The organism is Pseudomonas putida (genome assembly GCF_001636055.1).
GTDB lineage: Bacteria > Pseudomonadota > Gammaproteobacteria > Pseudomonadales > Pseudomonadaceae > Aquipseudomonas > Aquipseudomonas machongensis.
The window spans coordinates 5,235,198-5,261,075 of the sequence record NZ_CP011789.1 but is presented as its reverse complement, the minus strand read 5'-3'; the positions used below and the strand labels follow the sequence as shown (position 1 = coordinate 5,261,075).

The 25,878-nt window shown below is 63.1% G+C and carries 30 protein-coding genes and 1 tRNA gene; 23 read left to right on the top strand and 8 right to left on the bottom strand.

What is annotated here, in order from left to right; all coding sequences use genetic code 11:
• The first annotated feature begins 10 nt into the window (after positions 1 to 10).
• Positions 11 to 550, top strand: coding sequence for a hypothetical protein (locus AB688_RS23695; RefSeq protein ID WP_054892522.1), 540 nt, complete (start codon positions 11 to 13; stop codon positions 548 to 550).
• 10 nt (positions 551 to 560) lie between these two features.
• Here AB688_RS23695 and AB688_RS23690 read toward each other — a convergent pair whose 3' ends face one another.
• The gene (locus tag AB688_RS23690; protein WP_054892523.1) at positions 561 to 1,040 is read right to left on the bottom strand and encodes a DMT family transporter; all 480 of its coding nucleotides are present in this window, start codon (positions 1,038 to 1,040) and stop codon (positions 561 to 563) included.
• Between the two features lie 90 nt (positions 1,041 to 1,130).
• On the opposite strand from AB688_RS23690, the gene AB688_RS23685 reads away from it, so the two are divergent.
• Positions 1,131 to 2,048 carry a LysR family transcriptional regulator gene (locus tag AB688_RS23685; protein ID WP_063546085.1) on the top strand — a complete coding sequence of 306 codons (918 nt, stop codon included), beginning with the start codon at positions 1,131 to 1,133 and terminating at the stop codon, positions 2,046 to 2,048.
• Between the two features lie 87 nt (positions 2,049 to 2,135).
• Positions 2,136 to 2,525 (top strand): lysozyme inhibitor LprI family protein, encoded by a 390-nt coding sequence (locus tag AB688_RS23680; RefSeq protein WP_063546084.1) that lies wholly within the window; start codon positions 2,136 to 2,138, stop codon positions 2,523 to 2,525.
• A gap of 157 nt (positions 2,526 to 2,682) precedes the next feature.
• On the opposite strand, the gene mnmH is transcribed toward AB688_RS23680, so the two are convergent.
• Together mnmH and selD are read right to left on the bottom strand one after the other, a co-directional pair.
• A complete protein-coding gene (mnmH, locus tag AB688_RS23675; protein ID WP_063546083.1) occupies positions 2,683 to 3,786 on the bottom strand; it encodes a tRNA 2-selenouridine(34) synthase MnmH in 1,104 nt (367 codons plus the stop codon).
• Positions 3,786 to 4,820, bottom strand: a complete 1,035-nt coding sequence (selD, locus tag AB688_RS23670) for a selenide, water dikinase SelD (RefSeq protein WP_063546082.1) — start codon at positions 4,818 to 4,820, stop codon at positions 3,786 to 3,788. The genes mnmH and selD overlap by 1 nt, the downstream gene beginning before the upstream one ends.
• 124 nt (positions 4,821 to 4,944) lie before the next feature.
• On the opposite strand from selD, the gene AB688_RS23665 reads away from it, so the two are divergent.
• Genes AB688_RS23665 through phnE form a run of 4 tightly spaced genes read left to right on the top strand, consistent with a single transcriptional unit; the run spans position 4,945 to position 8,175 of the window.
• Positions 4,945 to 5,799 carry a putative selenate ABC transporter substrate-binding protein gene (locus tag AB688_RS23665; RefSeq protein WP_063546081.1) on the top strand — a complete coding sequence of 285 codons (855 nt, stop codon included), beginning with the start codon at positions 4,945 to 4,947 and terminating at the stop codon, positions 5,797 to 5,799.
• Complete coding sequence (locus AB688_RS23660; protein ID WP_063546080.1) at positions 5,796 to 6,590, top strand: phosphonate ABC transporter ATP-binding protein; 795 nt, start codon at positions 5,796 to 5,798, stop codon at positions 6,588 to 6,590. Before AB688_RS23665 ends, AB688_RS23660 begins: the two co-directional genes overlap by 4 nt.
• Entirely contained in the window at positions 6,584 to 7,411 is an 828-nt protein-coding gene (locus AB688_RS23655) for a PhnE/PtxC family ABC transporter permease (protein ID WP_063546079.1), read from the top strand. The genes AB688_RS23660 and AB688_RS23655 overlap by 7 nt, the downstream gene beginning before the upstream one ends.
• Complete coding sequence (phnE, locus tag AB688_RS23650) at positions 7,408 to 8,175, top strand: phosphonate ABC transporter, permease protein PhnE (RefSeq protein WP_063546078.1); 768 nt, start codon at positions 7,408 to 7,410, stop codon at positions 8,173 to 8,175. The genes AB688_RS23655 and phnE overlap by 4 nt, the downstream gene beginning before the upstream one ends.
• A 15-nt stretch (positions 8,176 to 8,190) precedes the next feature.
• On the opposite strand, the gene AB688_RS23645 is transcribed toward phnE, so the two are convergent.
• The gene (locus AB688_RS23645) at positions 8,191 to 9,081 is read right to left on the bottom strand and encodes a bestrophin family protein (RefSeq protein ID WP_054892532.1); all 891 of its coding nucleotides are present in this window, start codon (positions 9,079 to 9,081) and stop codon (positions 8,191 to 8,193) included.
• A gap of 258 nt (positions 9,082 to 9,339) precedes the next feature.
• Between AB688_RS23645 and AB688_RS23640 the strand changes: the two genes are divergently transcribed.
• The 3 genes from AB688_RS23640 (at position 9,340) to AB688_RS23625 (ending at position 12,649) form a co-directional block, all read left to right on the top strand.
• Positions 9,340 to 10,395 (top strand): diguanylate cyclase, encoded by a 1,056-nt coding sequence (locus AB688_RS23640; protein ID WP_063546077.1) that lies wholly within the window; start codon positions 9,340 to 9,342, stop codon positions 10,393 to 10,395.
• A 533-nt stretch (positions 10,396 to 10,928) separates the two neighbouring features.
• The gene (locus AB688_RS23630) at positions 10,929 to 12,146 is read left to right on the top strand and encodes a type II toxin-antitoxin system HipA family toxin (protein ID WP_063546075.1); all 1,218 of its coding nucleotides are present in this window, start codon (positions 10,929 to 10,931) and stop codon (positions 12,144 to 12,146) included.
• Between the two features lie 38 nt (positions 12,147 to 12,184).
• Positions 12,185 to 12,649 carry a hypothetical protein gene (locus tag AB688_RS23625; protein ID WP_063546074.1) on the top strand — a complete coding sequence of 155 codons (465 nt, stop codon included), beginning with the start codon at positions 12,185 to 12,187 and terminating at the stop codon, positions 12,647 to 12,649.
• 61 nt (positions 12,650 to 12,710) lie between these two features.
• Here AB688_RS23625 and AB688_RS23620 read toward each other — a convergent pair whose 3' ends face one another.
• Positions 12,711 to 12,968: a DUF3077 domain-containing protein gene (locus tag AB688_RS23620; RefSeq protein WP_054892538.1), complete on the bottom strand. Its 258-nt coding sequence runs from the start codon at positions 12,966 to 12,968 to the stop codon at positions 12,711 to 12,713.
• Positions 12,969 to 12,981: 13 nt separating this feature from the next.
• Complete coding sequence (locus tag AB688_RS23615) at positions 12,982 to 13,215, bottom strand: hypothetical protein (RefSeq protein ID WP_063546073.1); 234 nt, start codon at positions 13,213 to 13,215, stop codon at positions 12,982 to 12,984.
• 369 nt (positions 13,216 to 13,584) lie between these two features.
• Between AB688_RS23615 and AB688_RS23610 the strand changes: the two genes are divergently transcribed.
• Positions 13,585 to 14,205: a LysE family translocator gene (locus AB688_RS23610; protein WP_063546072.1), complete on the top strand. Its 621-nt coding sequence runs from the start codon at positions 13,585 to 13,587 to the stop codon at positions 14,203 to 14,205.
• 87 nt (positions 14,206 to 14,292) lie between these two features.
• Here AB688_RS23610 and AB688_RS23605 read toward each other — a convergent pair.
• Positions 14,293 to 14,377 (bottom strand) — tRNA-Leu (locus AB688_RS23605).
• A 108-nt stretch (positions 14,378 to 14,485) separates the two neighbouring features.
• Here AB688_RS23605 and queA point away from each other — a divergent pair.
• From queA to AB688_RS23575, 6 genes are all read left to right on the top strand, one after another.
• Positions 14,486 to 15,535 carry a tRNA preQ1(34) S-adenosylmethionine ribosyltransferase-isomerase QueA gene (queA, locus tag AB688_RS23600; RefSeq protein WP_063546071.1) on the top strand — a complete coding sequence of 350 codons (1,050 nt, stop codon included), beginning with the start codon at positions 14,486 to 14,488 and terminating at the stop codon, positions 15,533 to 15,535.
• A gap of 14 nt (positions 15,536 to 15,549) precedes the next feature.
• Positions 15,550 to 16,665 carry a tRNA guanosine(34) transglycosylase Tgt gene (gene tgt / locus AB688_RS23595; protein ID WP_162144435.1) on the top strand — a complete coding sequence of 372 codons (1,116 nt, stop codon included), beginning with the start codon at positions 15,550 to 15,552 and terminating at the stop codon, positions 16,663 to 16,665.
• A gap of 41 nt (positions 16,666 to 16,706) precedes the next feature.
• Positions 16,707 to 17,042: a preprotein translocase subunit YajC gene (gene yajC, locus AB688_RS23590; protein ID WP_054892542.1), complete on the top strand. Its 336-nt coding sequence runs from the start codon at positions 16,707 to 16,709 to the stop codon at positions 17,040 to 17,042.
• Positions 17,043 to 17,107: 65 nt separating this feature from the next.
• Positions 17,108 to 18,970 carry a protein translocase subunit SecD gene (secD, locus tag AB688_RS23585; protein WP_063546070.1) on the top strand — a complete coding sequence of 621 codons (1,863 nt, stop codon included), beginning with the start codon at positions 17,108 to 17,110 and terminating at the stop codon, positions 18,968 to 18,970.
• A 10-nt stretch (positions 18,971 to 18,980) separates the two neighbouring features.
• Positions 18,981 to 19,889 (top strand): protein translocase subunit SecF, encoded by a 909-nt coding sequence (secF, locus tag AB688_RS23580; RefSeq protein ID WP_063546069.1) that lies wholly within the window; start codon positions 18,981 to 18,983, stop codon positions 19,887 to 19,889.
• A gap of 121 nt (positions 19,890 to 20,010) precedes the next feature.
• Entirely contained in the window at positions 20,011 to 20,559 is a 549-nt protein-coding gene (locus AB688_RS23575; protein ID WP_054892545.1) for a glycine zipper 2TM domain-containing protein, read from the top strand.
• A 97-nt stretch (positions 20,560 to 20,656) separates the two neighbouring features.
• On the opposite strand, the gene suhB is transcribed toward AB688_RS23575, so the two are convergent.
• A complete protein-coding gene (gene suhB / locus AB688_RS23570; protein ID WP_054892546.1) occupies positions 20,657 to 21,475 on the bottom strand; it encodes an inositol-phosphate phosphatase in 819 nt (272 codons plus the stop codon).
• 151 nt (positions 21,476 to 21,626) lie between these two features.
• On the opposite strand from suhB, the gene trmJ reads away from it, so the two are divergent.
• From trmJ to iscA, 6 genes are all read left to right on the top strand, one after another.
• Positions 21,627 to 22,385 carry a tRNA (cytosine(32)/uridine(32)-2'-O)-methyltransferase TrmJ gene (gene trmJ / locus AB688_RS23565; RefSeq protein WP_063546068.1) on the top strand — a complete coding sequence of 253 codons (759 nt, stop codon included), beginning with the start codon at positions 21,627 to 21,629 and terminating at the stop codon, positions 22,383 to 22,385.
• A gap of 5 nt (positions 22,386 to 22,390) precedes the next feature.
• Entirely contained in the window at positions 22,391 to 23,176 is a 786-nt protein-coding gene (cysE, locus tag AB688_RS23560; protein ID WP_054892548.1) for a serine O-acetyltransferase, read from the top strand.
• Between the two features lie 167 nt (positions 23,177 to 23,343).
• The gene (gene iscR, locus AB688_RS23555) at positions 23,344 to 23,835 is read left to right on the top strand and encodes a Fe-S cluster assembly transcriptional regulator IscR (protein WP_054892549.1); all 492 of its coding nucleotides are present in this window, start codon (positions 23,344 to 23,346) and stop codon (positions 23,833 to 23,835) included.
• 41 nt (positions 23,836 to 23,876) lie between these two features.
• Positions 23,877 to 25,091 (top strand): IscS subfamily cysteine desulfurase, encoded by a 1,215-nt coding sequence (locus AB688_RS23550; RefSeq protein ID WP_054925565.1) that lies wholly within the window; start codon positions 23,877 to 23,879, stop codon positions 25,089 to 25,091.
• Between the two features lie 46 nt (positions 25,092 to 25,137).
• Positions 25,138 to 25,524, top strand: coding sequence for a Fe-S cluster assembly scaffold IscU (gene iscU, locus AB688_RS23545; RefSeq protein ID WP_003443374.1), 387 nt, complete (start codon positions 25,138 to 25,140; stop codon positions 25,522 to 25,524).
• A 24-nt stretch (positions 25,525 to 25,548) separates the two neighbouring features.
• Entirely contained in the window at positions 25,549 to 25,872 is a 324-nt protein-coding gene (iscA, locus tag AB688_RS23540; RefSeq protein ID WP_003248536.1) for an iron-sulfur cluster assembly protein IscA, read from the top strand.
• Positions 25,873 to 25,878 lie beyond the last annotated feature (6 nt).

The following is a 25,878-nucleotide window of genomic DNA, read 5'->3' as shown; positions in this document are numbered from 1 at the left end:
GGAGCTCCGGTTGCCAGCCTACTACATCAGCATCAGCCTGCTGCTTTACCTGCTTGGCCTGTTTTTCGATGGCGCCCTGATGGGCGCCGAGCAGCATATGCCTGCTTTGCAGATGCTGCTCTACGGCCCCTGGGGCGTGGCATTCGAGCTGTATCAGTGGTTCGCCAACCCCCTGCTGGCGCTGGCGATCCTGAGCCATCGGCGCTTGCGGCGGCTGTCGCTGCTGTTCGGCCTGCTGGCGCTATATCTGGCGGCAAGCAGCCTCGGCGTTGAGCGGCTGCCCGACAACCGCAGCTACGCGTTCCACGATGTCACAGGTTTCGGGGCCGGGTTCTACCTGTGGTCGCTGTCGATCCTGACTTTCTGCGCAGGTCAGGCCTGGTGGTGCTGGAAGGCCCGCAAGGCCGACGACATGCCGGGTTGGAACTGGCTGGACGTGGCCCTGATCGCAGCGCTCGGCGTGATGCTGTATGCCGCCACGCAAATGCCCTCGCTGCGCTTCGAGGTGGATCAGGTGCTGATGCCGCCCGAGCCTGCACACAGCCTGTAGCGGTCTGGGCTCAGGCGCTGCGTGCCGTGCCCCACTGCACCACCAGCATGCCCCCAACGATCATCGCCACCCCCAACAGCCGTGGCAGGTTCACGGGTTTCTCCGGCAGGCCCATCAAGCCGAACTGGTCGATCAGCAACGACGACAGCACCTGTCCGGCGATCACGCAGACGATGAACCCCGCCGCGCCCAGGCGTGGCGTCAGCACCAACGCGGCGGTGATGTAGATCACCCCGGCGACGCCCCCCAGCCAGGCCCACCAGGGTGCCTGGGCCAGGTTCTGCAGCTGTGGCATGGGCGCGCGCATCAGCAGCAGCGCCGGCACCAGCATCATCAGGCTGACCAGCAGCGAAACCCCCGCTGCCCACAACGGGTGCCCGAGCAAGCGCCCCAATGCGGCATTGCTGCCAGCCTGAAAAGGCACCGCCGCCCCGGCGAGCAGGGCGATGAGCAAGGGAAGGGTGGCAGACAAGGCAATGACCTTGGGCATGGCGTGAACTCCTGTGGATAACCTTGGCCCAGTCTCCTGTATGCGCTTAAATGATGGAAATTCGAATTCTGCACAGGCTTTATTCGTCATATGGATGATTTGCGTCGCATCGACCTCAACCTGCTGCTGACCCTGCATGCACTGCTCAGCGAGCAGCACGTGTCCCGCGCAGCTATCCGACTGCACCGCAGCCAGCCGGCGGTGAGCCATGCCTTGGCGCAACTGCGCGATATCTTCGCCGACCCGCTGCTGGTGCGTCGTGGCGCACGCCTGGTGCTCAGCCCCCGCGCGCAGGCCCTGCGCGACCCATTGCAGCAGGCACTGGCGCAGCTCGACGGGCTGCTGGGCAGCCCGGGGTTCGAGCCGGGCAGGGCGCGCCGCACCTTTCGCCTGGCGATGTCCGACTACGGCGCCCAGGTGGTCCTCCCTGCGCTGATGCGCGAGTTGCGCAGCGTGGCGCCGCAGATCGATCTGGTCATCTCCCAGGGCAGCCGCGAAGCGATGCTCGGGCAGTTGATCGACGGGGAGGTCGACCTGGCGCTTGGGGTGTTCCCCGAGTTGCCCTCGGAGATCCATGAGCAGGGTTTGTTCGACGAGTCGTTCGTCTGCGTGGCCGATCGCGGCACCTTGCCGGTGCGCGGCAACCTGACCCTCGACGCCTGGCTGGCGCGTCCGCATGTGCTGGTGGCAGTACGCCCCGGTATCGACAACGAGATCGACCAGGCACTCAAGGCCCTCGGCGTCCGTCGGCGCATTGCCCTCACGCTCCCGCATTGGGGGGTGGCCCAGACCGTGCTGGCCGGGACCGATCTGGTGTTGACCGTGGCCCGGCGCAGCCTGGCAGCAAGCCCGCCAGACAAGGCCCTGCGCGTATTCGAGCCGCCGCTGCCGATCAGCGCGTTCAGCTTTGCCCAGGCCTGGCATGCCCGGCGCGAGGGCGATGCTGGGCATCAGTGGTTGCGCGAGCTGATCCTTGCCCATTGTCGGGGCTGGCATTCGCGCGCGTAGGACAGGTCCGATTTCACAGGGTCACAGGGGCCATGCGGCGCACTTGCTGCTAGGCTGGCAATCTTTCCGATCAGAGGGTTCTCTTCGATGTTCAAGCATTCCCTGGCAGCCGTCGTTGCCGCGCTGATGTTCGTCTCGCAGGCCCAGGCCGACGAGAACTCCCCCACCTATACCAAATGCATGGACAAGGCCTCCAGCACCGTTGCGATGAGCGCCTGCATCAAGGATGAAACCAAGCTGCAGGACGACCGCCTCAACCGTGTCTACAAGCAGTTGCTCGGCAAGCTCGATGCGCCGCAGCAGAAAAGCCTGCGTGAAGTGCAGCGCGACTGGATCAGCTTTCGTGACAAGAACTGCAAGTTCCATGTCCAGGCCAGCGGCGGGACCATGGCGCAACTCGAAGGCGGCATGTGCGTACTGGACATGACCCGCGAGCGCGCCGCGGAGCTGGAGCGGATTCTCAGCCCCGGACAGTGAACGGTCTCGAACCCTGTAGGAGCGGGCTTGCCCGCGAAAAATACACCGCACTGCCTGGCACGGGCTACGCCCGTGTTCGCGGGACAAGTCGCAGCGGCGAACCGCTGCTCCTAGAGGTACCGCACCGGCAAAGCCGGTGCCATGCCCCGCGGAGCAATCAGCGCCGGCGCATCGCCCGTGCTTTCAAGTACTCCCGCACCTCGAGTGCATCACCGGCAAACTCGATCCTGCCCGACTTCGCCTCACGCTGGTACGCATACATCGGGTCGTAGTACTCGTTGAGCAAACCCTCGATCCAGCCTCGGTGCAGGTCCACCTCACCGCTGTGCAACTGCACTTGCAGCGCCTGCTCCAGCAGCCCATACAGCCGCTGGAAGCGTTCGCCCCCCAGACGCTTGTGGATATTGCCCATGCTTTGACGCAGGCGCTCGGCAAACAGGCGGCGCCCATCCTCTTCGCCATGCAGGGCAACGAATTCGGCACACAGGTTGATCACGTAGTCGCGCAGGATGCGCTCGACGCGATTGGCAAAACTGTCCTCCAACCACACCAGCGGATACTGCTGCATGCCTTGGTACAGCGCCAGCGGCACCGAGCAGCTGCCGACCATCCGCCCCTCGTCCTCCAGCACGAACTGCTGCACGCCCCGCGCGCGTTTTTTCAGCACGTCGATGGCCAGGCGGTTCTCGAAATCGATCGGTGCCGGTTGCACGGTGGCGCGCTTGCCGAAGCTGGAGCCGCGGTGGTTGGCGTGGCCTTCGAGGTCGAGCACGTTGTCCAGTTGCAGCAGCACGTCGGTCTTGCCGGTGCCGGTCAGGCCGCCCAGCAGCACGAAGTCACATTGCTCGACCGCCTGTTGGGTGGTGTCCATCAGGAAGGTCCGCAGGGCCTTGTAACCGCCTTTGACCCGCGGATAGTCGATGCCCACCTCTTTCAGCCAGCCCTGGACGATCTGCGAGCGCAGGCCGCCACGAAAACAGTAAAGATACCCCTGGGGATGGGCCTGGGCGAATGCGGCCCAGGCCTCCAGGCGCGCCTGCTTGACCGCGCCGCTGACCAGTTGGTGCCCCAGGGCGATGGCTGCGCTTTGGCCCTGGTGCTTGTAGCAGGTGCCAACCTTCTGCCGCTCCTGGTCGTTCATCAGCGGCAGGTTGATGGCGCTGGGGAAGGCGCCCTTGGCAAACTCGACCGGTGCGCGCATGTCCATCATCGGCGCATCGTCGAGGAACAGCTGTTTGAAGTCGGTGCAGTCGGGGCGCATCAAATCACCTCGACTGCGTAGGTCTGTCGCTCGACCAGCGTGCCGATCGGCGCCAGATCCAGGCCCAGTTCAGCGGCGATCGCCAGAAACTCCGCCTGACCCTCTGGGCTCACCGCCACCAGCAAGCCACCGCTGGTCTGCGGGTCGCACAGCAGGTGCTTCTGTTCATCGCTAAGGGCACCGATCTTGTGGCCATAGCTTTCGTGGTTGCGCAGGGTACCGCCGGGGATGCAGCCCTCGGCCAGGTAGTGCTCGACACCCGGCAGGCGCGGTACCGCATCGAACTGCAGGCGCGCGGTGAGACCGCTGCCTTCGGCGACTTCGACCAGATGGCCGAGCAGGCCGAAGCCGGTCACGTCGGTCATGGCCTTGACCCCGTCGAGCTTGCCGAAGCGGCTGCCGGGTGTGTTCAGGGTGCACATCCAGTCGCGCGCCAGGCCTTGGTCCTGTTCCCGCAGCTTGGATTTTTTCTCGGCAGTGGTAAGGATGCCGATCCCCAGAGGCTTGGTCAGGTACAGCGTGCAGCCGACGGTCGCGGTGTCGTTGCGCTTGAGATTGCGCTTGCCGACCACGCCGGTCACCGCGAGGCCGAAGATCGGCTCGGGCGCATCGATGGAGTGGCCGCCGGCCAGTGGAATGCCCGCTTCGGCGCAGACCGCACGCCCACCACGGATCACCTCGCGGGCAACTTCAGGCGACAACACGTTGACTGGCCAGCCGAGGATGGCGATGGCCATCAGCGGGTCGCCGCCCATGGCGTAGATGTCGCTGATGGCGTTGGTCGCGGCGATACGGCCGAAGTCGTACGGATCGTCGACGATGGGCATGAAGAAGTCGGTGGTCGAGACCACCCCGCGCTCGTCGTCCAGGGCGTACACGGCAGCGTCGTCACGCGAGGCGTTGCCGACCCAGAGCTTGGGGTCCAGCGCCTGGCTGCCGCTTTCGGCAAGGATCACATCCAGCACCTTGGGGGAGATCTTGCAGCCACAGCCTGCGCCGTGGCTGTACTGGGTCAGGCGAATCGGCTCGCTCATAGGTACCTCGGGGTCCAATTGTTGCGCGATTGTAGCAAAGCTGGCCTTTGCGCCATCGGCTCTTATAATTCCCGCAGTCGGTGCGTCGCCGGCACTTTCCCCGCTATTGAACCGGAGAACTCCCATGCTCAAACGCCCCTTGGCGCTCGCCGCCGGCCTCGTGCTGTCCTGCTGCGCCGTCATCGCACAGGCCGCCGACACGTTGCGGGTCAGCGCGATTCCCGACGAAGCGCCGACCGAATTGCTGCGCAAGTTCAAGCCGCTGGGTGAATACCTCGAGCAGCAACTGGGCATGAAGGTGCAGTTCGTACCGGTCGCCGACTACCCGGCGGTGGTCGAGTCGCTGGCCAGCAATCGACTGGACCTTGCCTGGCTGGGTGGCTTCACCTTCGTCCAGGTGCACCTGAAGGACCCGACCGCCACACCGCTGGTGCAGCGCGAGCAGGACGCGCAGTTCACCAGCAAGTTCATCACCGCCAACCCGGACGTGAAGAGCCTGGCCGACCTCAAGGGCAAGACCTTCGCCTTCGGCTCGATTTCCTCGACCTCCGGCAGCCTGATGCCGCGCTATTTCATGCTCAAGCAAGACAACATCAAGCCTGAGAGCTACTTCAGTCGGGTTGCCTATTCCGGCGCGCACGACGCCACCGTGGCCTGGGTTCAGGCGGGCAAGGTCGATGCTGGCGTACTCAACGCCAGTGTCTGGCAGAAGCTGGTCGATGCGGGCAAGGTCGACACCAGCAAGGTGAAAGTGTTCGCCACCACGCCGACCTACTACGACTACAACTGGACCGTGCGCGGCAACATGGACCCGGCCCTGAAAGACAAGATCAAGCAGGCGTTCCTCGCCCTCGACCCGGCCAAGCCTGAGCACAAGGCGATCCTCGACCTGCAGGCGGCCAGCCGCTTCATCGAGACCAAACCCGAAAACTACGCCGGCACCGAACAGGCTGCCCGTGAGGCCGGCTTGCTCAAGTGAGTATTCAACTGCACGCGGCAGGGCTTCGGCACGGCCAGGTACGCGCCCTCGAAGACGTGAGTCTGCGCATCGACAAGGGCGAGCGGGTGGCGGTGATCGGGCCGTCGGGGGCGGGCAAGTCCAGCCTGCTGCACCTGATGGCTACGGCCGTGCAGCCCGGCGCCGGGCACCTGGAATTGCTTGGCGACCAGCCCTGGGCTCTGTCGGCAGGTGCGCGACAACGCCTGCGGGCGCGGGTCGCGCTGGTGCATCAGGCACCGCCGTTGCCGCCGCGCCAGCGGGTGGTCACCGCCGTATTGGCCGGGCGTCTTGGCCAGTGGGGCACCTTGCGCGGCCTGCTCAATCTGCTGCACCCCAGCGATGTGCCGGGCGCGCGACAGGTGCTGGCGGAGCTGGGGCTGGCCGACAAGCTGTTCGTGCAGTGCGGGCAGTTGTCTGGTGGCCAGTTGCAAAGGGTGGGTATCGCCCGTGCGCTGTACCAGCAACCTGAAGTACTGCTGGCCGACGAACCGGTCTCGGCGATGGACCCGGTGCTGGCTGATCACAGCCTGGCCCTGCTCAATCGCCACGCGCAAACCCATGGCGTGACACTGGTCGCCAGCCTGCATGCGGTGGAGCTGGCGCTCGCGCATTTTCCCCGGGTGATTGGTATCCGCGAAGGGCGTGTGGTGTTCGATTGCTCGGCAGCGGCGGTGACCGATGCCTTGCTCGACGCCCTCTACGCCAATGAGCAACTGGCGTCGCCGACGACCGTGGGGCCGACGCTGACGGTGCAGATTCCGCGATGCTGAAGACCGATGCCCGCGACCCAGCGGCGCTGCCACGCCTGTTGCTGACCCTGTTGTGCCTGGCCCTGTTGTGGCCGGGGTTGCAGTTGAGCGAACTCGACCCTGGGGTGCTGTTGCAGGCCGAGAACCGTCGACAGATGGCAAGCTTCGTTGGCGCCTTCTGGCCGCCTGCCCATGATCGGGAGTTTCTGGCGTTGCTGTTCGAAGCCACCCTGCAGACGCTTGCCGTGGCCACTGCCGGCATGACCCTGGCATTGCTGCTGGCCATCCCGGCCAGCCTGCTGGGCAGCCGGGCATTGTCGTTAAGGGCGGCATCCCGCGCCGGTCGCCCGGGGCCTTGGTCGCGGCTGGTGCGCATGCCGGTACGCGGCCTGCTGGTGTTCCTGCGCAGCGTGCCGGAGATCGTCTGGGCGTTGTTGTTCGTGCGCGCCGTGGGGCTGGGGCCGACAGCGGGGGTACTGGCCATCGCCATCACCTACAGCGGCATGCTTGGCAAGGTCTATGCCGAGATCTTCGAGTCGGTGGACCAGCGCCCGGCTCATGCCTTGATGCAGGCCGGCAGCGGGCGGCTGAGTGCGTTCTGCTATGGCATCCTGCCGGTGGCGGCGGCGGAGGTTGTGTCTTACACGGTCTACCGCTGGGAATGCGCGGTGCGAGCTTCGGTGGTGATGGGCTTTGTCGGTGCCGGTGGGCTGGGGCAGCAGATCGACCTGTCGATGCGCATGTTCGCTGGCGCCGAGGTGGCGAGCATGCTGCTGGCGTTTCTCGTACTGGTGACCCTGGCCGATGTGTTGAGCCGCGTGTTGCGCGGGAGGCTGACATGAACCGGGCGATCAACCTGCTGGTGATCGTCGCCATCGTTGCGGCGGTGGTGTCGTCGTTCGCCTACCTGGAACTCGACCTTGCGTCGGTCAACGGCAATGGTGGCCTGGCGCAGATGGGCGAGTACGCCTCGCGTTTCCTGAGCCCCGATCTTTCTTCCGAGCACCTGCGTGCAGTGGCGCGCGGTGCGCTGGAGACCCTCGCCATGTCCGGGCTGGGCACCTTGCTGGCGATGCTGCTCGGCCTGCTGTTGGCATTGCCTGCGGCCGGGCGCTTCGGCTGGCCGCTACAGGGTGCGGCGCGCTTGCTGCTCAATGCCCTGCGGGCTATTCCTGAGCTGGTGTGGGCGGCCTTGACCGTGCTGGCAGCCGGGCTCGGGCCAAATGCCGGCACCCTGGCCCTGGCGCTGCATACCGCTGGCGTGCTGGGGCGCCTGTTCGCCGAGGCGCTGGAGAATGCCCCGGCAGAGCCGGCGGCGGCGATTCGTTTACAGGGCGGGAGCCAGGTCGCGGCGTTCTGCTTTGGCACCTTGCCCAATCTGTGGCCGCAGTTGCTGGCCTACAGCCTGTATCGCTGGGAGAACAACATCCGCATGGCCAGTGTGCTGGGCTTCGTCGGCGCGGGCGGGCTGGGGCAGATGCTCTACACCACCCTCAGCCTGTTCCAGGAAGCCCAGGCCAGCACGGTGATCATCGGCATGCTGGTGCTGGTGTTGCTGGTGGATGCCTTCAGTGATGTGCTGCGCCAGCGCTATGTGCGGGCGTAGGTGAATGGGTCGACCTCAGTCCACCCACTCCCCACACTGCGCCTCGCGCTGCATCGATTCCAGGTTCCGTTCGATGGTCTCGCAGATCGTGTCCATCGGAATCTGGTGCTCGCTGCGTCGAAACGGGCTCTGCAGGTCGGTGCCGATCCGCTCGATCGCCAGCAGCATGAACCCCACCACTGTCGAAGCCAGCGGCGTGAACCACTCCAGCGACTCGACCAGCCCGATCGGCACGATCACGCAGAACAGCGTGATGAACAACCGCGGAAAATACACGTAGGGGTAGGGCAGCGGTGTATTGGCGATCCGCTCCATCCCGCCCTGGGCGTTGGACAGGTCTACCAGCGTCGACTCCAGCCGCGCCAGGCGAATGCTGTCCAGCCGCCCAGCCTTGTATTCGCCTGCCAGCAAGGCGGCGGAGCCGGCCAGAATGTCATTGGCGAAGTTGTTCGAGCCATTGCGCCGCTCGAACTCGTGATGGGGGATGAACGCCATCAGTTCCGGCGGGCACGGCTCGTTCTTCAGGTGCGCCGCCAGGCAGTTCACATAGGCCACATGCCGACGCAGCAAGGTCGCCTTGACCGGATTGAGCCCGTCATCCGGATCGTCCACCAGCGTCAGCACCTGCCGTGCGAAGCTGCGAGAACTGTTGACCATCGCCCCCCACAGCGTGCGCGCTTCCCACCAGCGGTTGTAGGCACTGCTGTTGCGAAAGCTCACCAGCACTACAAGGGCCGAACCCAGCAGCGTCAGTGGGATCAGCGGCAGGCTGAACTTGCTGTTGAAGAACAGCATGAAATCGATGGTGACCAGGATGTCCCACACCAGCAGCCACAGCAGCGACCAGCCGATGTAGTTGAAGGTCTTTAGGACCAGGCGGTACTTGCGCACGAGGTAGTTTTTCACGCAGGGATCTCTTCGTGGAGCGGATGAAGGATCCGACGTCGGGGGCGGGGCAAGGTTCGGTGGACTGGATGTTACCGGACGTGTTTCTCGCGAGGTCGAGACGGAATTAACCCGACGGTTAGTGTATTTCGTCCAGCACGTTTGAAGTCCTGTTTTCGATAGTGGCACAATGCTCGAACGCCGACCCCCAGGGCATTTTCCCGCCTGGCTGCCTGTCCGGTGCATTCAAGGACAGTCCATTTTTTCGGTGAGCCCTCGATGATCGAGCGAACGGGTAAGGGTCTTTCCTTCGCCAAACGCATGTACCCACCCCGCGCCATCGGCACCGGGCTTGGGTTCTTCTGTGTGCTGATCGGCATCTGGCCGCTGCAGCCGGCCTGGTGGACCTGGGCCTTGCTCGCGCTGCACGGCTTCGTCTGGCCGCACGTCGCTTATCAGCTGGCCCGGTTGTCGAAGCAGCCCTTTCGCGCCGAGCAGCGCAACCTGGTGTTCGATGGCTTCGCTGGAGGCTGCTGGGCTGGTGTCATGGGGCTCAACCCCCTGCCGAGCGTGATCATCCTGTCGATGATCGCCATGGACAAGATCGCCGCTGGCGGCTGGCACATGCTCGGCAAGACCTTCCTCGCCCAGGCGCTGGGCATTGGCCTGGGGCTCTGGTTGTACGCGCCACCGCTATTCCCGCCTACCAGCCAGGCACAGATGCTCGCCTGCCTGCCGATACTGCTGATCTACCCCATGGCCATCGGGCTGATCTGCTATCAGGTCACCGTCCAGCTCGCCCTGCACAAACGCACTCTCTCGCGGCTGAGCCAGACCGACAGCCTCACCGGGCTGATCAACCACGGCGCCTGGAAAGACCTGCTGCTGCGCGAATTCCAGCGTTGCCGCCGCGACAATCAGGCCAATGTGCTGGCACTGATCGACATCGACCATTTCAAGCAGATCAACGACCGTCACGGCCATCTGATGGGCGACGACATCCTGCGCACCCTCAGCGCCTTCCTGCCGACCCACCTGCGCAAGAGCGACCCGGTGGCGCGCTATGGCGGTGACGAGTTCTGCGTGATGCTGCCCGGCGTCAGCGTGGCCCAGGCCGAGGAAGTGCTCGAGCGACTGCGCGAGGCGGTGGAGTGTTATCGCCATCCTGAATTGCCGGAGCAGGGGTTGAGCCTGAGCATCGGCGTCGCGCCTTTTGGCGGGCATCTGCAGAGCGCCGAGGCCTGGTTGCATGAGGCGGATATGGCGCTGTATCAGGCCAAGAGTGCGGGGCGGAATCGGATTGTGGTGGCGGGGCGGTATGGGGCGCTGGTGTGACACCCGCAATTGCATAGCTGCTATGTGTTGGTTTTGAGTTTGCTCAGCAGGTCGACCTCTTTTGACCCGCGCAGCTCAGAAATAAACGGAAGCCAATCATCCGATTGTTTTCGATAAGCAGGCTCCTCAGCTATGCTTAGGCGTACCCAACCCTATGGATAAACGGATTTAATCGTCCGTTTATTTAAACTAGTCGGACATATTTAGCCGCTTATGGAAAGATTTTTTCCGGTAGATTGTGAAGCAAGCCTCCAGCGTATAGGGCTTCTGGTCAAAACGGCACGCCTGGAGCAGGGTGTCCGGCAACTGGATGTCGTCAGTAGACTCGGCGTTACCGAGAAGATGCTGCGTCGCATCGAACGTGGTGATCCATCCGTCAGTGTCAGATCGTTGATGCTCGTGTTGTGGAACCTTGGTCTTACAGACAAGGTTTTCCGTCCTCTGGAGGATGCTTCAGTCTCCTTCGTTGAGTTGAAGGACGAGACCAGTGGCCGCCGAGCGCGTAGACGCCGCGCCAAGCCGGAGGACTTCTGATGCCCAGTGCCTACATCTACATGGAGCACCCCCAGACCGGTGAGGTTCTGACGCTTGGGCGCCTGACCTTGAATGGCAACCGCCCTGGCGAGTTCGTCTATTCGCCCGCCGTGCTGGACTCGAAGGTATGGGTGCCCGACCCTTTCCACTACCCCTTGTCGGATCAAGTCTTCAGCGTCGCCAGTAATCACGGGGTTCCGGGCTTTATCGACGACGCCCTGCCAGATGGCTGGGGCGAGAGGCTGCTCCAGCGCCTCAAGCGTGACCCGATCACACGTTATGACCTGCTGATCGATTCGCCCAACAGCGATCGCGCGGGAAACCTGATGACCGGGCGCGACAAAACCCCACCTATCGGTGTCGGCCAAAAGCCACTGCCACGGCTGTCGGGGTTGGACAAGTTCATCGAAGCCTGCGATGTCGTCTACGACCAGGACATCGATGAAGAGACCGCCAGAACCCTGGGCGTGCGAGACCAGCGCTCATCGGCTGGAGGAGCCCGTCCGAAGCGCACGTTCCAGGGTGACGGAAAACTCATTCTGGCCAAGCCGCATGATCGCTTTGACCAATATGAGCTGGCCCCGGTAGAGCATGCCTGCATGACCTTCGCCGCCATGAAAGGCATGCGCGTCGCCAACACCTCGCTGTACCTGGATGGAAAGGGGCCGACCTTGCTGGTAGAGCGCTTTGATCGTCGGTACGTGGACGGCGTCTTCCGGCGAGTCCCGATGCTCAGTGGCCTGACCTTGCTGAAGACGGATTGGACGCTGCTGGATCTCCAGGCCCGTTCGTACGCTCGCCTGGCCAACGAAATGCATCGTCGTGGCGTGCCGGATCAGGATCTGCGTGAGCTGTACATGCGCATGGCCTATAACGCCCTGGTCGGCAACGCGGACGACCATCCCCGCAACCACGCCGTCATTTTCATCAACGATGGATGGCGACTTTCGCCCATGTACGACGTGCTGCCGATCCTGGATGAGGGGCCTGCGAAATATCTGTCCATGAGCGTCGGACTGGATGGGGCGCGGGTGTCGCGCGCGAATCTGCTTAGCCAACGGCAGCACTTCGGGCTCGCGCAGGATGAGGCGGAAGGTATCCTTGACCTGGTTGCTGGTTGGGCCGACGAGTTGAAGGAGTACTACGCGGACTTTCTGCAAGGCAAGGTGTTGGAGCTGGCGCGCGATGCGACCAGCGCACGGAGGATTCTGGGCTGAGTCTTGGTGGTGGATTGTGTGGGAAAAAGGAGAAGCTTTTGGCCCTGATGAATGATCGGCATCAGCGATGCACCCAATTATGCTGGGGCGCGATGGATACGCTCATCATCGTGCTCTACGCATTCGGCAGTATTCGCCGTGGTCGGATTCCATTTTGGGATGATCTGCAAAGCATTGTGGCCTTGTCACGCGAGCATGGCGAGCTGGCATTATTTATCGGCCTTACAGGCGTAGCGGTGCATCTCTCGGTAGTCGCCAGTGGTTTGCTGTTTATCAAAGGCGTGCGTGCTGCGGCCTATGTCGGCCTGGCCCAGGCGCCATTTCGAATGATCCTGCTTCCCTCGATACCTATCGCCTTCCTATGGCCCAACGTCCTTGTTACTCCGGCACCCTGGCTGCTTTTTCTGCTGGGAGTTGTCGCGGAAGCCGTCAAAGTGTGGAGTTTGGTACTGTTGGTGCGAAGCCAGCGGTTCGCTCAAGCGACTGAATCACAGCCTGTGTAGCCGATTCGATTCAATGCTGGGGCTACGTGCAGCCCCAGCCTATCGACAATGCTGCTCTGACCTAGCGGCTTTCCCGCCCGCGTCCTATCTCCACGTCATCCATCACCGCCTTGACCATGTCGCACAGCAAGTGTGCGGCCCAGCCCAGGTCGGCCTCGCCGTCGGTGGAGGCGAGCAAGGTCATGCGCTTGGCGCAGGCCATCATTGCCGAGGCCTGTTCCATTGCCAGTTTCGAATCATGTCCAGGTTCGACCCGGAACAGCGGCTTGTCGCCATCGCCGTAGCCGAACCCGGTGACGCCTGCAGTGGTATCGCTCATCTCCGATGCTCCTTCAGTGACGGACCTGGATCCTGCTCAGTGCGGTTTCCGCCAGCGTCAGGGCGGCATCGACTTCGTGGGCGGTGGCGATGGTCAGCGATTGCGCGGGAGTGCCGAGGGTGAGGAGGCTGCTGTGGTGAGTGATGGCGAGGGCGCAGGTGAGGTGTTCGATGAGTTGGAGGACGAGGTCTTCGAGGGCGTGGGGATTTTCGGGGGCGAAGGGGGGATCGGGGACGATCTTTAACATGGTAAATCCTTGAGCCGTTTTCAGGAGTTGCGGACCATCGCTGTCAAACGAATGGAGGCAACCGTACGTGGGTTGACAGACCGGAGGCTCAAGAACCCGGCGCACACGAATGTGCCCCACGTACAGCTGCCATTGAGGCCAGCCGTTTGGACTTGAGCATGCGGCCTGTCAAAGCCGGTCGTTGATGAGCAACGACCGGGCGAGACTAGAACGCGCCCCATGGCACCGCAACGGCTTTAGGCGGTCGAGAGTATGTTTGGGAAACGGACTACAGGGAATGGGGAAAAACTGAAAATCGAGCCACTTATCCACAACGAAAAAGCGTCGCTCAAGCTAATCTAGGGCAACTTCCTTCCAGGCTGACCACCCATGTCCATCGCCGACAATCTGATTGCCTTCACGCTCGCCGCTACCCTGCTGACGGTAACCCCCGGCCTCGACACCGCCTTGATCCTCAGAACCTCTGCTGTGGAGGGGCGCAAGCAGGGACTGCGCGCGGCCCTGGGCATCAACGCCGGCTGCCTGCTCTGGGGCGCAGCGGTCGCCTTCGGCCTTGGCGCATTGATCGCCGTCTCCGAGCTGGCGTACGACATCTTCAAGTACTGTGGCGCTGCCTATCTGGCATGGTTGGGCGTGAACATGCTCCTGCGCCCACGCCAGTCGCTGGCGCCTGCCGAGGCCGAGGGGCGACCGGCAGCGAATTGGTTCCTCAAGGGCATGATGGGCAATCTGCTCAATCCCAAGGTCGGGATTTTCTATGTGTCGTTCCTGCCGCAATTCATTCCGCAAGGCCAGCCATTGATTGCATGGACCTTCGGGCTTGTGGGCATTCATGTGCTGCTGGGGTTGATCTGGGCGGTGGGGTTGATCAGTGCGACACAATCCATGGCGGGTGTGCTGCGCAAAGGGAAAGTGATCCAGTGGATGGACCGGGTGACTGGAATGGTGTTTGTATTGTTTGCGGCGCGTTTGGCGTTGAGTCGGCGTTGAGGTGGGCGGCGGTTCGCTGCCCCGAAAACGTCGGTCTGAATCCCGCCCACAAAAAAACCGACCATAAGGTCGGTTTTTTCTGGATCTTGGTGCCCCGAGGGAGACTCGAACTCCCACTCCTTTCGAAAACGGATTTTGAATCCGCCGCGTCTACCAATTCCGCCATCAGGGCTTGTGGCGCCGCAGTATAGAGAGGCTCCTGCAGTCGGTCAATCGGCTTTCATGGTCAATTTTCATGCATTGGGCTAAACTTCCCGGCCCTGCCAAGCCGAACACGATCATGCGCGTCGCCGATTTTTCCTTCGAACTCCCCGATTCCCTCATCGCCCGCCATCCCCTGGCCGAGCGCCATGGCAGCCGTCTGCTGGTCCTTGACGGGCCGAGCGGGGAGCTGGCGCACCGGCGCTTCACCGATTTGCTCGAGTACCTGCGCCCGGGCGACCTGATGGTGTTCAACAACACTCGGGTGATTCCGGCGCGGCTGTTCGGTCAGAAAGCCTCCGGCGGCAAGCTGGAAGTGCTGATCGAGCGGGTGCTCGACAGCCACCGGGTGCTGGCCCATGTGCGTGCCAGCAAGGCACTGAAGGTCGGCGCCACGGTGCTGATCGATGGCGGTGGCGAGGCCGAGATGGTCGCGCGCCATGAGACGCTGTTCGAGCTGCGCTTCACCGAAGAGGTGCTGCCACTGCTCGATCGCGTCGGTCACATGCCGCTGCCGCCGTATATCGACCGCCCGGATGAAGGCGCCGACCGTGAGCGCTACCAGACCGTGTACGCCGAGCGTGCCGGTGCCGTCGCCGCGCCCACTGCCGGCCTGCATTTCGACGAGGCTCTGCTGGAGCAGATCGCCGCCAAGGGCGTCGAGCGCGCCTTCGTCACCTTGCACGTGGGCGCCGGCACCTTCCAGCCGGTGCGGGTCGACAAGATCGAAGACCACCACATGCATAAAGAGTGGCTCGAAGTGAGCCAGGACGTGGTCGATGCCATCGAGGCCTGTCGCGCCCGTGGTGGGCGGGTGATCGCGGTCGGTACCACCAGCGTGCGCTCGCTGGAGAGTGCGGCGCGCGATGGTGTGCTCAAGGCGTTCAGTGGCGACACCGACATCTTCATCTACCCCGGTCGGCCGTTCCATGTGGTCGATGCGCTGGTGACCAACTTCCATTTGCCCGAGTCCACGCTGCTGATGCTGGTCTCGGCCTTTGCGGGGTATCCCGAGACCATGGCCGCGTACGCCGCGGCGGTCGAGCAGGGGTACCGCTTCTTCAGTTACGGTGATGCCATGTTCATCACCCGCAATCCGGCGCCGCGCGGCCCCGAGGATCAAGCATGAGTCGCACCTGTCGAATGTCCTTCGAACTGCTGGCCACCGACGGCAAGGCCCGTCGCGGTCGGCTGACCTTCCCCCGTGGCACCGTGGAAACCCCGGCGTTCATGCCGGTGGGCACCTATGGCACGGTCAAGGGCATGCTGCCGCGGGACATCGAGGCCATCGGCGCCGAGATCATCCTGGGCAACACCTTCCACCTGTGGCTGCGCCCGGGCACCGAGGTGATCAAGAAGCACAACGGCCTGCACGACTTCATGCAGTGGAAAGGCCCGATCCTCACCGACTCCGGTGGTTTCCAGGTGTTCAGCCTGGGCGCGATGCGCAAGATCAAGGAAGAGGGCGTGACCTTCGCCTCGCCGGTCGACGGCTCCAAGGTGTTCATGGGCCCGGAAGAGTCGATGCAGGTGCAGCGCGACCTGGGCTCGGACATCGTGATGATCTTCGACGAGTGCACGCCGTACCCGGCCGAGCACGATGTGGCGCGCACCTCCATGGAGCTTTCGCTGCGTTGGGCCCAGCGCTCGAAGAACGCCCACGGCGACAATACCGCGGCGCTGTTCGGCATCGTTCAGGGTGGCATGTACCAGGACCTGCGCATGCGCTCGCTGGAGGCGCTGGTCAATATCGACTTCGACGGCCTGGCGATCGGCGGCCTGTCGGTGGGCGAACCCAAGCACGAGATGATCAAGGTACTGGATTACCTGCCGGCACAAATGCCTGCTGACAAACCTCGTTACCTTATGGGGGTAGGCAAACCGGAAGATCTGGTTGAGGGTGTGCGCCGCGGCGTCGACATGTTCGACTGCGTGATGCCCACGCGCAACGCGCGCAACGGCCATCTGTTCGTCGATACAGGGGTGATCAAGATCCGCAATGCGTTCCATCGCCATGATGATTCGCCGCTGGATCCGACCTGTGACTGCTATACCTGCACCAACTTCTCCCGCGCTTATCTGCATCACCTGGACAAGTGCGGCGAAATGTTGAGCAGCATGCTGAATACCATCCACAACTTGCGCCATTACCAGCGCTTGATGGCCGGTTTACGCGAGGCTATTCAACAGGGTAAATTGGCCGCCTTTGTCGACGCCTTCTATGCCAAGCGCGGACTTCCCGTTCCGCCTTTGGACTGACTGTTCGCACACATAACTAAATTCAGCAACTGGAGTGCTACATGAGCTTTCTGATTCCCGCCGCTTACGCGGACGCTGCAGCCCCTGCCGCCGGCCCAGCCGGTACTGGCTTCGAGTGGATCTTCCTGGTCGGTTTCCTGGTCATCTTCTACCTGATGATCTGGCGCCCACAGGCCAAGCGTGCCAAAGAGCAGAAGAACCTGCTCGGCGCCCTGCAGAAGGGTGACGAAGTGGTCACCAACGGCGGTATCGCCGGCAAGATCGTCAAGGTTTCCGACGACTTCGTGGTGCTGGAAGTGTCCGACAACGTCGAGCTGAAGTTCCAGAAGGGCGCCATCGCCGCGACCCTGCCAAAAGGTACGCTCAAGGCTATCTGAGTTACCGGTTTCATTTTTTCCAGTCGGGGCGCGCAAAGCGCCCCGCGTCTTGAACGGGCGGCGTGATGCTGAACAAATACCCTCTGTGGAAATACCTGCTGATCCTGGTGGTACTGGCGGTCGGCTTTATTTATTCCGCTCCCAACCTCTACCCGGATGACCCGGCGGTGCAGATCAGCGGTGCAAGTTCCGCGCTGCACGTGAGCCAGGCCGACCTCGACCGCGCCACCAAGGCGCTGGCCGATGCCGGTATCACCGTCAAGGGTGGCAGCCTGGGCGAGAAGGGCAGTGCGCTGGTGCGCCTGACCAACCAGGAAGACCAACTGCCGGCCAAGGATGTGGTGCGCAAGACCTTGGGTGACGACTACGTCGTCGCACTGAACCTGGCCCAGACCACCCCGCAGTGGCTGCGCAACCTGGGTGCCAGCCCGATGAAGCTGGGCCTGGACCTGTCCGGTGGTGTGCACTTCCTGCTGGAAGTGGACATGGACAAGGCCATGAGCGCCCGCCTGAAGGTCTACGACGGCGAAGTGAAGACCCTGCTGCGCAAAGAGCGCGTGCGCTACCGTAGCCTGCCCCAGCAGGACGGCAGCATCATGCTGGGCTTCGCCGACGATGCTACTCGCGAACAGGCACGTGCCCTGGTCCGCAAGAATTTCAATGATTTCGACATCACCACCACCGAGCGCAACGAGCTCTCCGTGCTGCGTCTGGCGCTGACCCAGGCCAAGGTCGCCGAAATCCGCGAATACTCCATCAAGCAGAACCTGACCACCGTCCGCAACCGTGTGAACGAGCTGGGCGTGGCCGAGCCGCTGGTTCAGCGCCAGGGCGCCAACCGTATCGTGGTCGAGCTGCCGGGCGTGCAGGACACTGCCGAAGCCAAGCGTATCCTCGGCAAGACGGCCAATCTGGAGTTCCGCTTCGGCGCTGAGCCAGGTGCTTCGAAAGCGACCACCGAGGTCTTCGAGTTCCGTGACGGCAACCGTTCGGCTGCGGTCGAGCGTGGCTTGATCATCACCGGTGACCAGGTTACCGATGCCCAGGCGAGCTTCGACGAGCACGGTCGTCCGCAGGTGAACATCCGCCTGGATGGCCACGGTGGCGAGTTGATGAGCCGCGCCACGCGCAGCAACGTCGGTCGCAGCATGGCGGTGATCTTCATCGAGCAGAAGCCGGTGACCCGCTACGTCAAGCAGACCGTCGACGGCGTCGAGAAGGAAGTGGCGGTACAGAGCTTCCAGGAAGAGAAGAAGATCATCAGCCTGGCGACCATCCAGTCGCCGCTGGGCAGCCAGTTCCGTATTACCGGCCTGAACGGCCAGGGTGAGTCGTCCGAACTGGCCCTGCTGCTGCGTGCCGGTGGTCTGGCCGCACCGATGTACTTCGCCGAAGAACGTACCATCGGCCCAAGCCTGGGTGCCGACAACATCACCAAGGGTGTCGATGCATCGCTGTGGGGCATGTTGTTCGTCTCGCTGTTCATCATCGCCATCTACCGTGGCTTCGGCGTGATCGCCACCGTCGCCCTGGCGGGCAACATGGTGCTGCTGCTGGCGCTGATGTCGCTGTTGGGCGCGACCCTGACGCTGCCGGGTATCGCCGGTATCGTGTTGACCATGGGTATGGCGGTCGACGCCAACGTGCTGATCTTCTCGCGGATTCGCGAGGAGCTGAAAAACGGCATGTCGGTGCAGCGCGCCATCCACGAAGGCTTCAACCGTGCCTACACCGCGATCATCGACGCCAACCTGACCAGCCTGCTGGTCGGCGGCATCCTGTTCGCCATGGGTACCGGCCCGGTCAAGGGCTTCGCGGTCACCATGTCCCTCGGGATTTTCACCTCGATGTTCACCGCCGTCATGGTGACCCGCGCAATGGTCAACCTGACCTGTGGCGGGCGTGACATCAAGAAGCTGTGGGTTTGAGGGAGCTGCGATGAAAACCATCAACTTCATGGGCGTGCGCAACGTTGCGTTCGCCGTCACTGTCCTGCTGACCGTACTGGCGCTGTTCAGCTGGTGGCACAAGGGCTTGAACTTCGGCCTGGACTTCACCGGCGGTACGCTCATCGAGCTGACCTACGAGCGTCCGGCCGACCTCAAGGCGGTGCGTGCCGAGCTGGTCGAGTCCGGCTTCCACGAGGCCATCGTGCAGAGCTTCGGTGCCACCACCGACCTGCTGGTGCGCATGCCTGGCGATGACCCGCAACTGGGCAATCAGGTTGCCCAGGCGCTGCAGAAAGTGGGCGGGGACAACCCGGCCACCGTCAAGCGTGTCGAGTTCGTCGGCCCGCAGGTCGGTGAAGAACTGCGTGACCAGGGCGGCCTGGGCATGCTGCTGGCGCTGGGCGGGGTACTGATCTACCTGGCGTTCCGCTTCCAGTGGAAGTTCGCGGTGGGGGCGATCGTCTCGCTGGTGCACGACGTGATCGTGACCGTGGGCATCCTCTCGTTCTTCCAGATCACCTTCGACCTGACGGTGCTGGCGGCAGTGCTGGCGATCATCGGCTACTCGCTCAACGACACCATCGTCGTGTTCGACCGCGTGCGTGAGAACTTCCGCGTCATGCGCAAGGCGTCGCTGATCGAGAACATCAACGTCTCGACCACCCAGACCCTGCTGCGCACCATCGCCACCTCGGTGTCGACCTTGCTGGCGATTGCTGCGCTGCTGTTCTTCGGTGGCGACAACCTGTTCGGCTTCTCGCTGGCGCTGTTCCTGGGCGTCATGGCGGGTACCTACTCGTCGATCTACATCGCCAACGTGGTGCTGATCTGGCTGAACCTGAACAGTGAAGACCTGATCCCGCCGGTCAAGGCCGAGGGTGTGGACGACCGGCCGTAAGGGCTTGTCCTACGCCGTTTGGCGTAAAGAGAGGCGCGAGTGTTGAACTCGCGCCTTTTTTTTTGCTCCAAGGCAGGGAGAAGGCGGGCAATGTCCCGCGGGTATGATCAGGAGATTCCACGTGAACAAATCAATGCTGGTGGGTGCGGTTCTGGGTGCTGTCGGTGTTACAGCCGGAGGTGCTGTGGCGACCTACAGCTTGGTGAACAAAGGGCCGGAATACGCCCAGGTCACTGACGTACAACCGATCAAGCAGCAGGTGAAGACACCGCGCGAAGTGTGCAAGGACGTGACCGTGACGCGCCAGCGTCCGGTGCAGGACCAGCACCAGATCGCCGGTACCGTGGTGGGCGCCCTGGCCGGTGGCCTGCTGGGTAACCAGATCGGTGGCGGCACCGGCAAGAAGATCGCCACGGTCGCAGGTGCGGTGGGTGGTGGTTATGCCGGTAACAAGGTGCAGGAAGGCATGCAGGAGCGTGACACCTACACCACCACGCAAACGCGCTGCAACACGGTCAACGACATCAGCGACAAGGTGGTGGGCTACACCGTGAAGTACACCATCGGTGACCAGGCTGGTGTGGTGAAGATGGACCACGAGCCAGGTTCGACCATTCCGCTGGACAAGAACGGCAAGCTGGTCCTGAGCCAGGCGCAGCCCGGGCAGTGATCAGGATGCTGGCCTCATCGCGGGCCAGCAGAACCACGGAAAGCAGGCACAAAAAAAGCACCCCGAGGGGTGCTTTTTTTGCATCCGAAGCCCTGGCTCAGCGCTTCAGGTTTTCCGGCAGGTGCGGCTGGATGGCGGTCAGTACCGCTTTGAAGCACTTGATGTTGCCGGCAACGATGTGGCCTTTGTCGAGGAAGTCGTGGCCACCGTTGAAGTCGCTCACCAGGCCGCCCGCTTCCTGGATCAGCAGTACGCCTGCCGCCATGTCCCACTCGGACAGGCCCGACTCCCAGAAGGCGTCGAAACGACCAGCGGCAACGTAGGCCAGGTCCAGGGCGGCGGAACCTGCGCGGCGGATGCCGGCGGTCTGGCCGGTGAGGGCGCGGAACATGCCGAGGTAGTTGTCCAGGTCAGCCATCTGGCTGTCGCGGAACGGGAAGCCGGTACCCAGCAGGGCGCCTTCCAGGCTGGTGCGCGAGCTGACACGCAGGCGACGACCGTTGAGCTGGGCGCCACGACCGCGGCTGGCGGTGAATTCTTCCTGGCGGACCGGGTCGACGATGACCGCGTGCTCGAGACGGCCGCGGTATTTGCAGGCGATGCTGACCGCGAAGTGCGGAACGCCACGCAGGAAGTTGGTGGTGCCATCCAGTGGATCGATGATCCACAGGTAGTCCTTGCCTTCCTCACCGGAGCCGGCGTGCAGGCCAGTCTCTTCACCCTGGATCGAGTGGTTCGGGTAAGCCTTGCGCAGGGCGTTGACGATGGTCTGCTCGGCGGCGCGATCGACCTCGGAGACGTAATCCTTGGCCTCTTTCTCGTCGACCTTGATGCTGTCCAGGCGTTCGATGGAGCGGAAAATCAGTTCACTGGCGCTGCGAGCGGCGCGCAGGGCGATATTCAGCATAGGCTGCATGGGCGTTTCACCTGGAGATGTTAAAGAAGAAAGCAGCCTAGTCTATCAGAAAACTGTTCCGGCAGAAGGGTGACATTCGCATTCGTGGCGTTACGCCCGTCGCTTAGGTAAGATCGTTCCCCCCTTTATAGGCATCCGTGAGCTCGACACCTTGCTGCAGAATATTCGTGTTGTTCTGGTCAATACCAGCCACCCCGGCAACATCGGCGGCGCTGCTCGTGCCATGAAAAACATGGGCTTGTCGCGCCTGGTGCTGGTTCAGCCACTGGATTTCCCCGCGGCCGACGCCAGTGCCCGCGCCTCTGGTGCCGACGATGTGCTGGACGGCGCCATCGTGGTCGATACGCTCGAGCAGGCGCTGGCCGGTTGCAGCCTGGCGATTGGTACCAGCGCCCGTGACCGCAGCATGCCGTGGCCGATGCTCGACCCGCGCGAATGCGGGGTGCAGAGCGTCGCGCGTGCGGCCGCTGGCGAGGAGATCGCCCTGGTGTTTGGTCGTGAACACGCAGGCCTGACCAATGACGAACTGCAGCGATGTCACTTCCACGTGCACATTCCATCGAACCCCGATTTCAGCTCGCTGAATCTTGCCGCCGCGGTCCAGGTGCTCGCCTACGAGGTGCGCACAGCATGGCTGGCGGCGCAAGGTACGCCGGCGAAGGTCGAGAAGGTCGATGCCAGCGATGAGCTGGCCACCCTGGACGAAATGGAGCTGTTCTACGAACACCTGGAAAAGACCCTGGTGGACATCAGCTTCCTTGACCCTGAGAAGCCCAAGCACCTGATGGCGCGCCTGCGCCGGTTGTATGGGCGCAGCTCGGTCAACCGTTCGGAAATGAGCATTTTGCGCGGCATCCTCACCGAGACCCAGAAGGTCGCACGGGGTGATGCGCACAAGCGGAAGGACTAGAAACAATGTTCGAGCGTCTGCGTGAAGATATCCAGAGTGTGTTTCATCGTGACCCGGCGGCGCGCAATGCCTTCGAGGTACTGACCTGCTACCCGGGGATGCATGCCATCTGGCTGCATCGCCTGGGCAATGCCCTGTGGAAGCGCGACTTCAAGTGGCTGGCGCGCCTGGTGTCGAACTTCGGGCGCTGGATGACCGGCATCGAGATCCACCCGGGCGCCACCATTGGCCGGCGCTTCTTCATCGATCATGGCATGGGCATCGTCATCGGCGAGACCGCCGAGATCGGCGATGACGTGACGCTCTACCAGGGCGTTACCCTCGGCGGCACCAGCTGGAACAAGGGCAAGCGACACCCGACCCTGGAAAACGGCGTAGTGGTGGGGGCGGGCGCCAAGGTGCTCGGCCCGTTCACGGTTGGCGCCGGGGCCAAGATCGGCTCCAATGCGGTGGTGACCAAGGCCGTGCCGGCCGGCGCCACGGCAGTCGGGATCCCGGGGCGGATCATCGTCAAGACCGAAGACAGCGAGGTCGAGGCCAAGCGCAAGGCCATGGCCGAGAAGATCGGCTTCGATGCCTACGGCGTCAGTGGCGACATGCCCGACCCGGTGGCGCGCGCCATCGGCCAGATGCTCGACCACCTGCAGGCGGTCGACGAGCGCCTGGAGGGCATGTGCGGGGCGCTGACCAACCTGGGCAGTGACTACTGTGCCAAGGCCCTGCCGGCGCTGCCGGAAGAAGACTTCGCCGAGGTCAAGCAGGCTGCGCAGAGCGACACTCCGTCGCATTGATTACGCCCGGCTGATACACGGGGCGTGTGCTCGCGCCCCTTGTCTGCTATCATCGCGCCCGCTTCCCGCATGCAAACCCGACTAAAGCACTAGGTCTTATAGTTGACTTAAATGCTCGGGAATCGCATACTCGCACACATCCTGTAACTCCCGTGGTACCCATAGCCATGCGATTGACTACCAAAGGCCGTTACGCCGTCACCGCCATGCTCGACCTGGCGTTGCACGCGCAGCATGGGCCGGTATCCTTGGCCGACATTTCCGAGCGCCAGGGCATCTCCCTCTCCTATCTGGAACAGCTGTTCGCCAAGCTGCGCCGCAGCAGCCTGGTATCCAGCGTGCGCGGTCCGGGTGGCGGCTACCAGCTGTCGCGGGGCATGGAAACCATCCAGGTGGCGCAGGTAATCGACGCGGTCAACGAGTCGGTAGACGCCACTCGCTGCCAAGGCCTCGGGGATTGCCACGCCGGTGATACCTGCCTGACCCACCACCTGTGGTGCGACCTCAGCCAGCAGATCCACGAATTCCTCAGCGGCATCAGCCTGTCCGACCTCGTCATGCGCCGTGAGGTGCAGGAAGTCGCCCAGCGCCAGGACCTGCGTCGAGTCGCCGGTCGCGTTGCCCAGCTGGACAAGATTGAGACGTCCGCCGTCGACTGATGCAGCGACGAGCGACGCCAACGCCTGATAGGAGATACTCAATGAAGTTGCCGATCTACCTCGATTACTCCGCGACCACCCCGGTCGATCCCCGCGTCGCCCAGAAGATGGCCGACTGCCTGCTGGTCGACGGAAACTTCGGTAACCCGGCCTCGCGTTCCCACGTGTTCGGCTGGCGCGCTGAAGAGGCGGTCGAGAATGGCCGCCGCCAGGTCGCCGAGCTGATCAATGCCGACCCGCGCGAAATCGTCTGGACCAGCGGTGCCACCGAGTCCGACAACCTCGCGCTCAAGGGTGTCGCGCACTTCTATCAGACCAAGGGCAAGCACATCATCACCTCCAAGATCGAGCACAAGGCGGTCCTCGACACCGCTCGCCAGCTCGAGCGCGAAGGTTTCGAAGTCACCTACCTCGAACCCGGTGAAGACGGCATCGTCACCCCGGCGATGGTCGAGGCAGTGCTGCGCGACGACACCATTCTCGTCTCGCTGATGCATGTGAACAACGAAGTCGGCTCGATCAACGATATCGCCGCCATCGGTGAACTGACCCGCTCGCGCGGCGTGCTGTTCCACGTCGATGCCGCTCAGTCGGCCGGCAAGGTCGAAATCGACGTGCAGAAGACCAAGGTCGACCTGATGTCGTTCTCGGCGCACAAGGTCTACGGCCCGAAGGGCATCGGCGCGTTGTACGTCAGCCGCAAGCCGCGTGTGCGCCTGGAAGCCATCATTCACGGCGGTGGTCATGAGCGCGGCATGCGTTCGGGCACCCTGCCGACCCACCAGATCGTGGGCATGGGCGAGGCCTTCGCCATCGCCAAGCAGGAAATGGCCGCTGAAAACGTGCGCATCAAGGCGTTGAGCGACCGCTTCTTCAAGCAGGTCTCCGACCTTGAAGAGCTGTACGTCAACGGCAGCCAGACCCAGCGCGTTCCGCACAACCTGAACCTGAGCTTCAACTACGTCGAAGGCGAGTCGCTGCTGATGTCGCTCAAGGACATCGCCGTCTCTTCCGGTTCGGCCTGCACCTCCGCGTCGCTCGAGCCGTCTTATGTACTGCGCGCCCTGGGCCGCAACGACGAGCTGGCGCACAGCTCGATCCGCTTCTCCTTCGGTCGCTTCACCACTGAAGAAGAAGTCGACTACGCCGCGCAGGAAGTCTGCAAGGCCGTGAACAAACTGCGTGAACTGTCGCCGCTGTGGGACATGTACAAAGACGGCGTCGACATCTCCAAGATCGAGTGGGCCGCCCACTAAGCAGTCGCCAGCAAGAGCGGCTCCCTGATGAGGAAGGAATTGCACCATGGCATACAGTGAAAAGGTCATCGACCACTACGAAAACCCGCGCAACGTCGGCAAGATGGACGCCGAAGATCCGGACGTCGGTACCGGCATGGTCGGCGCCCCGGCTTGCGGTGACGTGATGCGTCTGCAGATCAAGGTCAACGAGCAAGGCATCATCGAAGATGCCAAGTTCAAGACCTACGGCTGCGGTTCGGCCATCGCCTCCAGCTCCCTGGCCACCGAGTGGATGAAGGGCAAGACCCTGGACGAAGCCGAAACCATCAAGAACACTCAGCTGGCCGAAGAACTGGCGTTGCCGCCGGTCAAGATCCACTGCTCGGTACTCGCCGAAGATGCCATCAAGGCAGCCGTTCGCGATTACAAGCAGAAGAAAGGCTTGATCTAAGTCGCCGCGAGGTAAGGAGTTCCGATGGCTATCAGCATGACAGAAGCCGCCGCCAACCACATTCGCCGCTCCCTCGACGGGCGCGGCAAGGGTGAGGGCATCCGCCTGGGCGTGCGCACCACCGGCTGCTCGGGCCTGGCCTACGTGCTGGAGTTCGTCGACGAGCTGGCCGACGAGGACCAGGTGTTCGAGAACCATGGCGTGAAGGTCATCATCGACCCGAAGAGCCTGGTGTATCTCGATGGCACCGAGCTGGATTTCGTCAAGGAAGGGTTGAACGAAGGCTTCAAGTTCAACAACCCCAACGTGCGCGGTGAGTGTGGCTGCGGCGAAAGCTTCAATGTCTGAGGCTTG

What these genes read in the sequence shown, in the direction of transcription:
- AB688_RS23615 (WP_063546073.1), bottom strand. Translation starts at nt 13,215, where the DNA reads ATGTTAAAGATCGTCCCCGATCCCCCCTTCGCCCCCGAAAATCCCCAC.
- cysE (WP_054892548.1), top strand. Translation starts at nt 22,391, where the DNA reads ATGTTCGAGCGTCTGCGTGAAGATATCCAGAGTGTGTTTCATCGTGAC.
- AB688_RS23685 (WP_063546085.1), top strand. Translation starts at nt 1,131, where the DNA reads ATGGATGATTTGCGTCGCATCGACCTCAACCTGCTGCTGACCCTGCAT.
- selD (WP_063546082.1), bottom strand. Translation starts at nt 4,820, where the DNA reads ATGAGCGAGCCGATTCGCCTGACCCAGTACAGCCACGGCGCAGGCTGT.
- iscA (WP_003248536.1), top strand. Translation starts at nt 25,549, where the DNA reads ATGGCTATCAGCATGACAGAAGCCGCCGCCAACCACATTCGCCGCTCC.
- AB688_RS23665 (WP_063546081.1), top strand. Translation starts at nt 4,945, where the DNA reads ATGCTCAAACGCCCCTTGGCGCTCGCCGCCGGCCTCGTGCTGTCCTGC.
- AB688_RS23630 (WP_063546075.1), top strand. Translation starts at nt 10,929, where the DNA reads ATGCCCAGTGCCTACATCTACATGGAGCACCCCCAGACCGGTGAGGTT.
- AB688_RS23550 (WP_054925565.1), top strand. Translation starts at nt 23,877, where the DNA reads ATGAAGTTGCCGATCTACCTCGATTACTCCGCGACCACCCCGGTCGAT.
- phnE (WP_063546078.1), top strand. Translation starts at nt 7,408, where the DNA reads ATGAACCGGGCGATCAACCTGCTGGTGATCGTCGCCATCGTTGCGGCG.
- secD (WP_063546070.1), top strand. Translation starts at nt 17,108, where the DNA reads ATGCTGAACAAATACCCTCTGTGGAAATACCTGCTGATCCTGGTGGTA.
- mnmH (WP_063546083.1), bottom strand. Translation starts at nt 3,786, where the DNA reads ATGCGCCCCGACTGCACCGACTTCAAACAGCTGTTCCTCGACGATGCG.
- suhB (WP_054892546.1), bottom strand. Translation starts at nt 21,475, where the DNA reads ATGCAGCCTATGCTGAATATCGCCCTGCGCGCCGCTCGCAGCGCCAGT.
- AB688_RS23610 (WP_063546072.1), top strand. Translation starts at nt 13,585, where the DNA reads ATGTCCATCGCCGACAATCTGATTGCCTTCACGCTCGCCGCTACCCTG.
- AB688_RS23655 (WP_063546079.1), top strand. Translation starts at nt 6,584, where the DNA reads ATGCTGAAGACCGATGCCCGCGACCCAGCGGCGCTGCCACGCCTGTTG.
- AB688_RS23640 (WP_063546077.1), top strand. Translation starts at nt 9,340, where the DNA reads ATGATCGAGCGAACGGGTAAGGGTCTTTCCTTCGCCAAACGCATGTAC.
- iscR (WP_054892549.1), top strand. Translation starts at nt 23,344, where the DNA reads ATGCGATTGACTACCAAAGGCCGTTACGCCGTCACCGCCATGCTCGAC.
- yajC (WP_054892542.1), top strand. Translation starts at nt 16,707, where the DNA reads ATGAGCTTTCTGATTCCCGCCGCTTACGCGGACGCTGCAGCCCCTGCC.
- tgt (WP_162144435.1), top strand. Translation starts at nt 15,550, where the DNA reads ATGTCCTTCGAACTGCTGGCCACCGACGGCAAGGCCCGTCGCGGTCGG.
- queA (WP_063546071.1), top strand. Translation starts at nt 14,486, where the DNA reads ATGCGCGTCGCCGATTTTTCCTTCGAACTCCCCGATTCCCTCATCGCC.
- AB688_RS23680 (WP_063546084.1), top strand. Translation starts at nt 2,136, where the DNA reads ATGTTCAAGCATTCCCTGGCAGCCGTCGTTGCCGCGCTGATGTTCGTC.
- secF (WP_063546069.1), top strand. Translation starts at nt 18,981, where the DNA reads ATGAAAACCATCAACTTCATGGGCGTGCGCAACGTTGCGTTCGCCGTC.
- iscU (WP_003443374.1), top strand. Translation starts at nt 25,138, where the DNA reads ATGGCATACAGTGAAAAGGTCATCGACCACTACGAAAACCCGCGCAAC.
- AB688_RS23690 (WP_054892523.1), bottom strand. Translation starts at nt 1,040, where the DNA reads ATGCCCAAGGTCATTGCCTTGTCTGCCACCCTTCCCTTGCTCATCGCC.
- AB688_RS23620 (WP_054892538.1), bottom strand. Translation starts at nt 12,968, where the DNA reads ATGAGCGATACCACTGCAGGCGTCACCGGGTTCGGCTACGGCGATGGC.